7 protein-coding genes and 4 pseudogenes are annotated in these 9,508 nt (G+C 39.0%); 3 read left to right on the top strand and 8 right to left on the bottom strand.

The genetic code is table 11. The features are described 5' to 3' along the window. Positions 1-208: gamma-glutamyl-gamma-aminobutyrate hydrolase family protein (locus FD07_RS12400; protein ID WP_164477723.1), on the top strand; the 208-nt coding region annotated here is incomplete at its 5' end. 195 nt (positions 209-403) lie between these two features. Here the strand turns inward: FD07_RS12400 and FD07_RS11140 are convergent. From FD07_RS11140 to FD07_RS11130, 3 genes are read right to left on the bottom strand one after another with little or no spacing between them, the layout of a single operon-like run. Continuing rightward, positions 404-1,219, bottom strand: coding sequence for a carbohydrate ABC transporter permease (locus FD07_RS11140; RefSeq protein WP_011668823.1), 816 nt, complete (start codon positions 1,217-1,219; stop codon positions 404-406). A 3-nt stretch (positions 1,220-1,222) separates the two neighbouring features. Further along, entirely contained in the window at positions 1,223-2,077 is an 855-nt protein-coding gene (locus FD07_RS11135; protein WP_011668824.1) for a carbohydrate ABC transporter permease, read from the bottom strand. A 5-nt stretch (positions 2,078-2,082) separates the two neighbouring features. Beyond that, entirely contained in the window at positions 2,083-3,381 is a 1,299-nt protein-coding gene (locus FD07_RS11130) for an ABC transporter substrate-binding protein (protein ID WP_020090441.1), read from the bottom strand. 127 nt (positions 3,382-3,508) lie between these two features. Between FD07_RS11130 and FD07_RS11125 the strand changes: the two genes are divergently transcribed. Both FD07_RS11125 and FD07_RS12525 read left to right on the top strand, forming a co-directional pair. Then, on the top strand, positions 3,509-4,648 hold the full coding sequence (locus FD07_RS11125) for an ABC transporter ATP-binding protein (RefSeq protein ID WP_020090442.1): 1,140 nt from the start codon (positions 3,509-3,511) through the stop codon (positions 4,646-4,648). Positions 4,649-4,984: 336 nt separating this feature from the next. Next, positions 4,985-5,059 (top strand): annotated as a pseudogene (locus tag FD07_RS12525) (DNA-directed RNA polymerase subunit beta); the annotation flags it as partial. Positions 5,060-5,184: 125 nt separating this feature from the next. On the opposite strand, the gene FD07_RS11120 reads toward FD07_RS12525, so the two are convergent. The 5 genes and pseudogenes from FD07_RS11120 to FD07_RS11100 form a co-directional block, all read right to left on the bottom strand. Continuing rightward, positions 5,185-6,144, bottom strand: coding sequence for a D-2-hydroxyacid dehydrogenase (locus tag FD07_RS11120; protein WP_020090444.1), 960 nt, complete (start codon positions 6,142-6,144; stop codon positions 5,185-5,187). A gap of 14 nt (positions 6,145-6,158) precedes the next feature. After that, a pseudogene (locus tag FD07_RS11115) lies at positions 6,159-7,283 on the bottom strand (ArdC-like ssDNA-binding domain-containing protein). A 3-nt stretch (positions 7,284-7,286) separates the two neighbouring features. Next, positions 7,287-7,502: a hypothetical protein gene (locus FD07_RS11110; RefSeq protein WP_020090525.1), complete on the bottom strand. Its 216-nt coding sequence runs from the start codon at positions 7,500-7,502 to the stop codon at positions 7,287-7,289. Between the two features lie 121 nt (positions 7,503-7,623). Continuing rightward, positions 7,624-9,252, bottom strand: a pseudogene (locus tag FD07_RS11105) (DNA topoisomerase); the annotation flags it as partial. 4 nt (positions 9,253-9,256) lie between these two features. Beyond that, positions 9,257-9,508 (bottom strand): annotated as a pseudogene (locus FD07_RS11100) (MobQ family relaxase); the annotation flags it as partial.

The raw sequence follows: 9,508 nt of genomic DNA, 5'->3' as shown, positions 1-9,508 counted from the left end.
TCGGATTAATTTTACAATCTACCATCAAGCAGCAAAAAATGTGGGCGAATGCTTAAAAGTTACTGCAGCCGTAAAAAATGGGGTTATTGAAGCATTAAAATCAATTGATTCTCAGCAAGTGTTGGTTCTTCAAAGGCGCCCAGAATTTTTAGTCGAGACAAGTCCGCAAATACAAATTATTTTTACTGATTTGATCGTAAGATGTTGATTATAAATAACAAGCGCAAAGGTTAACAGGAAGGTATTAATGGTAAATTATGCACATAGTCTGAGTTTAATTATGAGTAATTAAGTCCAGAGGATCCAACTGCTGAATAATATGAACATTACAAAAATAGTACAAGAGACCAGGTCAGATTGACCTGGTCTCTTGTACTATTTTTATTTAGATTAAATCCAATCTTTACTTGATAGCTCCTTCTGTCACACTTGTCATGACTTGCTTTTGCAATAGGAGGAACAGAATAATAATCGGAACCATTGACAAAACAAGTCCGGCTAAGGCTAATTGCCATTGGCTGTTTGTTTCACCGAAGAAAGAATACATCTTAAGTGGAATCGTGTACATGCCATCTTTATTAACGACTAGTGATGGTAACAGGTAGTCATTCCATATTTTCATTGCATTCAAGATAACAACTGTACCTGTCATTGGGCTGACCGCTGGAAAGATAATATAAACAAAGGTTTTAAAAGGATAGGCTCCATCTAAAGCAGCAGCTTCGTCAAGAGTTTTTGAGACTCCTTGAAAAGCCCCATAAAAAAGAATAATTGAGAGGCTTACTGATAACCCGGTGTTCATAATGACCAGACTCGTTCTGTTAAGGAAATTAACTTTGCCAAAAAGTGAAAGAAGCGGGATCATAATTGACTGAAAAGGGATCAGCATGGTGCCGGCACAAAGATAGTAGAGAATTGAACTGAAAGGCCCTTTAACACGAGAAAGAGCATAGGCAGCAGCTGCCGAAACCAATGTGATTACAATGACACTGGCTACTGTGATAACTAAAGAGTTAAAGAAACTGCTTGTAAAATCAAGCGCCTGGTAAGCAGTTTTGAAATTTGAAAACGTAAAGTCCCGTGTAAACCATAACGGGTTTTGAAAAATTCCCCTTTTTCCCTTTAAAGCATTGATAATAACAATGATAAAGGGGTAGAACCAGAATAGGGCAATGATTCCAAAAAGAAAGCCAAGTAAGATTTTAGTTGATTTTTTCATCTTCTATCCCTCCCGCTTTCTTGAAAGTGCTAATTGAATAAAGGAAACAATGGTTACACAAAGGAAAAGGATAATTCCGGCTGCCTGAGCGTATCCCTGCTGGAAGTTTACAAAAGCAGTATTATAAATATACATCGAAATCATCTCTGTGGAGCGGTATGGGCCACCATTTGTAAGTGCTAAGTTTTGCTCATAGAGTTTAAACGAGTTGGCAAGTGTTAGAAATAGACTGATTGTAAAGGCTGGCGCCAATTGTGGCAGCTGGATGAAAAAGAAAATCTGGGTTGCTTTTGCACCGTCTAGAACAGCTGCTTGAATGGTATTCTTAGGAATTGCATTCAAGAAAGAAATATAGATTAACATAATATAACCGCTCATCTGCCAAACAAACAGAATTACTATCCCCCAAAAGCCTGTTGAAGGGTTGCTCAACCAACCTTTGAAAAAGTCAAGATGAAAAGCAGCGGCAATTGCCTGAAAAGCAGAAGTAAAAATGAATTGCCAGATAAAACCAAGTAGTATTCCGCCGATCAGATTTGGCATGAAGAAGATGGTTCTGAGTGATTTTGTGAGTCTGTTGTTGTGACTGGTGACGATTAACGCAAAAGCCAAACCGACTAAGTTAATTAGAATTACTGAAACAAAAGAAAATTTAACTGTTAGCCAAAAACTCTGCAGAAAGGTGGAGTCTTGAAAAAGGACTTCAAAGTTTTTCCAACCAATAAAAGAAGAGCGTAAACCATTGGAATCGGTAAAGGAATAATAAATTCCTATCAGAAATGGTACGACAATAATCAATAGTATAAAGAAAACTGCTGGTAAAACAAAAGCCAGATATTGATGTTTTTTGATAAGCATTTTTATCACTCCCCACTTTGGATTTCCCTGAGCTGTCGATATTTAGCCGATGTTTCCTTTTTCAATTCTTTCCAAGAGATCCCATTTACAAAATAGCGCTGTATATATGGCCCAAGTGCTTGGTTAGTAAAGCCATTCGGGTACTGTTTGTGAACAGGAGATTGTGCGTTTTTGGAAGTGCCGATCCGATAAATTTGTTTAGAAAGATCATCAGGCAGCCTCGAAACATCAAAGTTTTTAGTTGCAGGAACGAAACGCATTTCGTTAATGATTACGTTCTCAGCTTCTTTTGAAGTATACATCCAGTTAATAAAATCTTTAGCAGCTTTTTGCCGCTTGGGATGATCTTTAGTGATTCCTAAATACCATGAGGAACCGGTCAAAAGACGGTCAGTACCATCATTTTTAACAAAGAACGGTAACATGCCAAGATTTTTTTGCACGTATCCCTTTTCCAGACCATCAAGCGTCGGAATAATCCAATTTCCTTGAGGTATCATAGCAACTTTACCATTGAAAAAAAGGTCTTGGACAGAAGGATCATATTTAACTGAAAGAATCGGTTGTACATTATATTTTTTTACGAGATCATAATAATTTTTCATTTGCCTCTCGTATTTCCAAGGGAAAGTTTTGCTTTTGAAAGCTTTGACAAGATTATTGTTGTACAGCAGAGAAGTAAATTGTGCTGAAACAGAAGCAATTGAATTGGTATCAGCTCCGTTAAAGCCGAAAACGGCATCGATGCCAATCTTCTTTTTTTCTGAATTGAGTTTTTCAACCGCTTTCAAAAATTCAGAATAGTTATTGATCTTTGAGGCATCAATCCCAGCCTTAGCGAACACAGCTTTGTTATACGACCAGCCATAAGCCTCAAGATCGACTGGAATTCCAACCATACGTTTATTTGAAATTCCACCGCTAACAAGATTTGGTACTATGTTTTTACTTGCCTTAAGATCTTTTAGATTAATCAAATGATCCTTATACCGATCTATTTCAGGTAGCCCGCCAAGCATAATAATATCTGGAGCTTCCCCAGAGGCAAACTTCGCTTGTAAAGCAGCGGCCCCACCGCCTTGACCTGAAGTAGTAATTTGGATATTGACGTTGGGATGTTTAGCATGATACATCCGCGCTAATTTTTGATATTGTGCGGTTATTTCAGGCTTTTGATTAAAAAAGTTAAGTGTAATTTTTGAATTTTTTTCCTTTTGCGAGCTAAAACTACAACATGTTAAGACAATTAATGATAAACTCAACATAAAAGTTAGCTTAGCGATTTTAAAAAATCTTTTTTTCATGTCTTCCGCCCCGATTCATTGTCAATTGTTTGTCAAGAGTACCATTCTTTCTTACCTAAATTTTATGTTTTTATTATGAATCACTGCAGAAAAAAAAGCAAAGAATAAACTCGAGGAGGCGTTTCTTATGAGTAAGATTCAAATCGAACACCTTTATAAGCGTTATGATAATGCGGAAAATGATACCCTAAAGGATATCAATCTTGAGATTGATGACAAGGAATTTGTTGCAATTATTGGACCATCAGGTTGTGGTAAGTCTACACTATTGCGTTGCTTTTCAGGTTTGGAAGAAGTTACAAAGGGAAAAATTAATGTAGATGGAAAGCGCTTCGATAATATTCCACCGCAAAAGCGCAGCATTGCAATGGTTTTTCAAGATTATGCATTATATCCACATATGACTGTTTACAATAACATGGCGTTCAACTTAAAACTTAGTAAATTTCCTAAAAGTGAAATTGATTCACGGGTCAAGGAAGCAGCACAAAAGCTTAATCTCACAGACTATTTGGCTCGTAAACCCGCGCAGCTTTCTGGTGGGCAGCGACAAAGAGTTGCTTTAGGGCGTGCAATGGTGCGCGCACCTGAAGTCTTTTTAATGGACGAGCCGCTTTCTAATTTAGATGCGAAGTTACGTGTTTCAACGAGGCAGGATATTATCGAGCTACATAAGCAGCTTGGAACTGTAACGATTTATGTAACGCATGATCAAGCTGAGGCGATGGCAATGGCGGATAAAATCTTGATCATGCGAGACGGAGTGGTACAGCAGTATGGTAAACCTGAAGAACTTTATGATAACCCGCGTAACCTCTTCGTTGCTCGTTTTATCGGTTCTCCCAGCATGAATATTTTAAAGGGTACTCTTTCGAACAAGGGAATTTTTAATTCAGGTGGTGTAAATTATGACCTTAGTGAATTCGTGAAAAAAGAAGTTTTGCCAACGGATAAAAGAGAGATTGTACTTGGCTTTCGGCCTGAGAAAGTAACGCAGGTAAAAAAGTCAGGAGATAATGATACAGCTCCTGAAAATTCTGCACAAAAAGAGGGATTTTTTGTACTTTCTGCAAGTAAAAATCTGGCTGAATACATGGGCGGCCATACGCTTGTCTATCTAAAAACTAAAGATGGTGTTAATATTGTGACTCAAACGCCTAAAAGAATTCCTAATGATGATAGCCACAAAAAATTAGATCTTTATATTCGTAATTCTAATATTTATCTGTTTGATGCTAAAAGCGGTCTGACACTTCAAAATGGTTAGCTTTACCAGATAAGAAAGAAAACGGTTAAGTTGGAGAGAAAGATTTGCTTACCATAAAAAAGCAAAAACGTACTAATTTGCAATTTGCATGTTAAAGATATAAACAAAGGAACCGTATCAAAAATCACATTTTGTTTCGGTTCCTTTATTTTATCTGAAAATTTACATTGACAAGACACCTCTAAAAAGGTAAAACAATAAGCATGTACCAGGGGGTGTCTTGACACTTTGAAAAATTTATTAGGAGGACTTTGGATGAACTCAACAAGAAAACTAGTAACGGTTACGGGACTAGCGTGGTTATTTGATGCAATGGATGTGGGGATGCTTTCTTTTGTGGTTGACGCTGATCGGTTTATCCCACTACAAGAAATTTGCAATGTGTCCTTTAAAAATACGGAGAAGCTATAAATTTCTAGCTCTCCGTATTTTTCTTAACGCTTTATTTGCTGGCTCTGTTTTGCCCTATTTGTTTTATTTTAGCCTTTAGCCAATTTTACTTCAATGCAGGCAAAAAAATTCACAGACCATTACCATTAATTGATAACGTTTTTCAAATCACCTGATAAATATGCTTTTATATTATCAACAGTTATATGCAATAACCGTTCTCTTGTTTCATATGGTGCCCAAGCAATATGTGGGGTAATATAACAATTTTTGGCCTGTAATAATGGGCTATCACTAGCAATGGGCTCCCCTTTAACAACATCAGTGGCGTAGGCATAAATTTTGCCTTCATTCAAGGCATTCTTAATGTCCGCTTCATTAGCCAATTTGCCTCGGGCCGTATTCAATATAATAACCCCAGTTTTCATTTTGGCAATCGTATCATTATTAATTAAATCTATTGTTTCTGGTGTTTGGATCACATGCAGACTAAGCACATCAGATTGCATTAATAGTTCATCAAATGAAACCTGCTGAATCCATGATTCGGTAATTTTCTTAGGACGATGATTATAGAAAATAACTTTCATAGAAAAAGCGTGTCCTATTTTAGCAACTTTTTGCGCAATATGGCCATAACCGATTAGTCCTAAAGTTTTCCCTTTTAATTCTAATAGCGGTTTTTCCCAAAAAGTAAAATCAGGAGCCTGTGCCCACCGGTTTTCATGAACAAGCTGATTATGCAATCCAACTTGGCTAGTCACTTCTAATAATAACGAGAAAGTAAATTGTGCCACTGCGTCACTTGCATATGTGGGAATGTTAGTCACCACAACCTTGTTCTGGTGTGCGCTCTCAATATCAACGACATCATAACCGGTTCCCATGATCCCGATATACTTTAATTGTGCTGCTTTGCTAATCACTTCATGATCTAGGGGTGTTTTGTGTGTAATGACGATATCAGCATATTTAATTCGTTTTATGATTTCAGCGTTATCGTTAACTGGGGTACGATCATATAAAGTGCAGTCGCCTAATTCTTGCAAGCTTTTCCAATTTAAATCTTTGTTTAGTTCATATCCATCTAAAAGAACAATTTTCATAGTGTTAAATCCCCCTATCTTTTCAATGTTTTAGCTGCATTATGTTCTGGTTGTTTAATTGCCGGGTTTTGTTCAGAAAATGCTTTCAGTTGTTTTTGCGTTCGATTACTGATTTCATGGTGTACATCATTTAATTTATTTTGTAGTTCTGATTTTTGTTGTGGATTAGTTGCTTGCTGAACTTGTTGTTGCAAGCCTTGATAGGACTTATTAAGATCATGGGCTGATAGCTTTTTTAGATTATGCTCAGGCTCTTTTTGGGCTTCTTGTAAGCCTAATTGTTTGGTTAAGCCATCGCTAAGCTCAATCACTTTGTTGCTCACTTGCTGGATCTCACTTAAAGCACTATGGATCACGGCTTTATCTTTGGCCCAGGTGGCCACGTAACCGAGTGAGTAGTTGCTGGTATCAACGCCAATATTTTGCATGGCAACATACGCGATCGCTTCGGCTTGGGTTTCCTGATAGACTCGTGGCCGATCTTTAAAGGCTGATTTTAATCCGTGTAGCTGGCTATGCGCTTATTCATGATATAACGTCTTCAATTTTAAAGCATTATCGGGCTCATCGCCACCAATGACGATTTCATTAGTGCTGGGTTGAAAATACCCCTTAGCCCCATTTAGCGTCTCTAAAGGCACTTCACTGACTTTAAGGTCGGTTTGCTGGTTTAAATAATCTTTGAACGCGTTATACAAGCTCGTTACATTCTGATGATCGGCTAAATTTTCTTTGACAAAATTCTTGGCACTTAACACTGGCTCACCGCTAGTTTGTGACACGTCAAAGACGGGTAGATAACGGTAACCGACAATGGCGCGTTCATCGGTGGTATCAAGACGCTTTTTCTCGGCTGGTGTTAACTTCTTAATAATCGGGGCCGCAATCCGAATCGCTTTTGCGCCTCGTTTGACGGTGCGGTTAAAAGCCGTCTGCCATTGCTTAAAGCCCGCGACTTGAGTGGCTTGAGGATTTTGCGCATAAATCAAATCAATGTTTCTGGCGCTATAATGATGAAATTTAGCCAGGGTATTAAGATACTGTTTAAATCGGTCACTATCGGTTAATTTTAGGATTTGCTGTTCGGCTTGGGCGACTAATTGTGCTTTCCAGGCTTTAACGTCTGCTTTATTTGGCATAAGTTACCCTTCCTCATCTTCAAAAATATCATTCAGTATGGGAGCCACTTTTGTTTGAATTGAGGTCGTGCCATAAAGGGCAACGTAACCGTCAGACAATTTTTGCCAGGCTACTTGATAATAAGCGCCGTTACCAGTGATTTCTTTTAAATACTTGTAGGCTCCTTTAGTCTGCAAAACGGGTAATTCACTGGCTAAAACTGCTAATTCGTTGTTCATTTTATGATCTCCTTTGCTTTGCTAATCTCACCCGTTGTTTAGGTTTACTTTTAGCTTTATAAAAGTGAACCTAAATGACGGGTTCACCAACCGGAACAACGTGAAGGGCGGTAGGCAGGTTCTAATCAAAATCAAAACTTAATTTATGGCCGTCAAGCTTTAACTTGGCGTCAAACGACTTCCCCTTTTTGCTCTTGAAACCCTTTAATTTGCTGGTTTCACCCTTAGTAACTAACGCTTTAATTGCAGTCTTCCCGAGCGTCTTGCTACTCCATTTCTTAGGTAAGGTAAAATCTTCACCTTGCTTGGGATTCACAATGTAAAACTTCTGTTTATTTAAAACGGTCGCTTGCGGTGTTTCTAAGAAGACTTCGGCGGCTTTTTGCGCTTGCTGTTGGTGATCGATTTGTTGCTTAATGGCTGCACTGCCAGTCAATTGCGTGGGAACATCAGCAATCAATTTTGCCACGAACTTTTTGATTTGGTTCAAAAAGTTATCCGGGGTGCGTTCTTCGGTACTGATTTGTTGTAACGCTTGCTCCCATTTTGCTGTCATCTCTGGGCTAGTTAACAAGGGTTCGAGTTCAACCGCTTTACATAAAGTAATCCCCGCTTCACTGACGTGGAGCTTGTTCTTTTCAGTAACTAAATAGCCGCGCTTCTTTAACACTTCCAGCACATTTGCCCGGGTTGCACTCGTTCCAATGCCTTGCACATCTTTAAGAATCGCTTGGGCTTCTTCATCATCAAGCGTTTTGCCGGCGGTCTTCATGGCCGTAATCAGGGTACCTTCGGTAAAGGGTACCGGTGGTGTCGTTTCTTTTTGCGGTGTTTGCAGATTCGCTTGAACTTGGTCGCCTTGGTGAACGATCGGTAGGGTGGCTGCCTCTTGCTGGTCGGTTTTGTGATCATCAAATAAAGCTTGCCAACCTTGCTTAGTTGGGACCTTACCGGTTGCTTTAAAATTGGCGTCACCAACTTGGGTGATAATGGTGGTTTCCTCGTACTCGTACGGATCAGAAAACATGGCTAATGTGGTTCTTAAAACCAAATCATAGACCTGTTGCTGTAATTTAGGTAAGGCAGCTAATTGATCTTTCGTCGGGACAACTTTAGTCATGATAATGGCGTAGTGTTCTTCAACTTTTTTTCCATTAACATAACGCTTATTTGGCGTGGTATTGGTTAAAGCGACTTGCTTAGAGACTAACCCCAGATACTTCGTCAGATTAGCCACTAAATACTCAAATTCTTCATCAGTGATATAAGCACAATCGGTTCGGGGATAGCTAAGGAACTTAGCTTCGTATAAACTCTGAATGGCGGCTAAGGTTTGGCTGGCACTGGCATGATACCGTTTATTCATGGCACTTTGCAGACTGGATAGTGAGAATAGTTGTGGACTAGCACGCTTTTTGTCTTGTTTTTGGACGTCCTTGATTAAACCGGCCTGTGAGCCTTTCTGAACGTGCTTAGCTTGCATGAATGTTATTAGTCCTGCTTCATCTTTAAATCGCTGATAGGGGTCTAATTTTGCGACGAATTTTTGCTGATTAGCAAGAATTTCAGCATTTAGTTCAAAATAGGGTTCCGGCTTAAAGTTTTTGATTGCCTGGTCTCTTTGATAAACCATATACAAAGTTGGCGTCTGTACTCGACCAATCGAGTACACCCCGCGCACCCCGTTTTGTCTTAATAGCAAGGTGTATAAAGGGCTGCCATTCATTCCAATTAACCAATCGCTAATTTTGTGATTACAAGTGCATGCCCCCATCTTCATGCCGGTTCCGGGTTTGATGTTGCCGCTGCTTTTTCGTCATTTCCCACTCAGTCTCCTTTAAACCTTGCGCCTGTTTTTGCCGTTGGTAATATTCATCACGAGCATATAGAACAGTCATGATCGCGTCACTAAAGGCCGTCTTTAAGTAATAGTCTGGACTAACTGGCTTGTAGTTCAGTGGTTGATAATGTCCGATATTTGCTTTTCTATACTGGTCGTCCTTGGC

Origin of the sequence: Levilactobacillus parabrevis ATCC 53295, assembly GCF_001434055.1 — a bacterium.
Lineage (GTDB): Bacteria > Bacillota > Bacilli > Lactobacillales > Lactobacillaceae > Levilactobacillus > Levilactobacillus parabrevis.
This window is presented reverse-complemented; position numbering and strand designations above follow the sequence as displayed.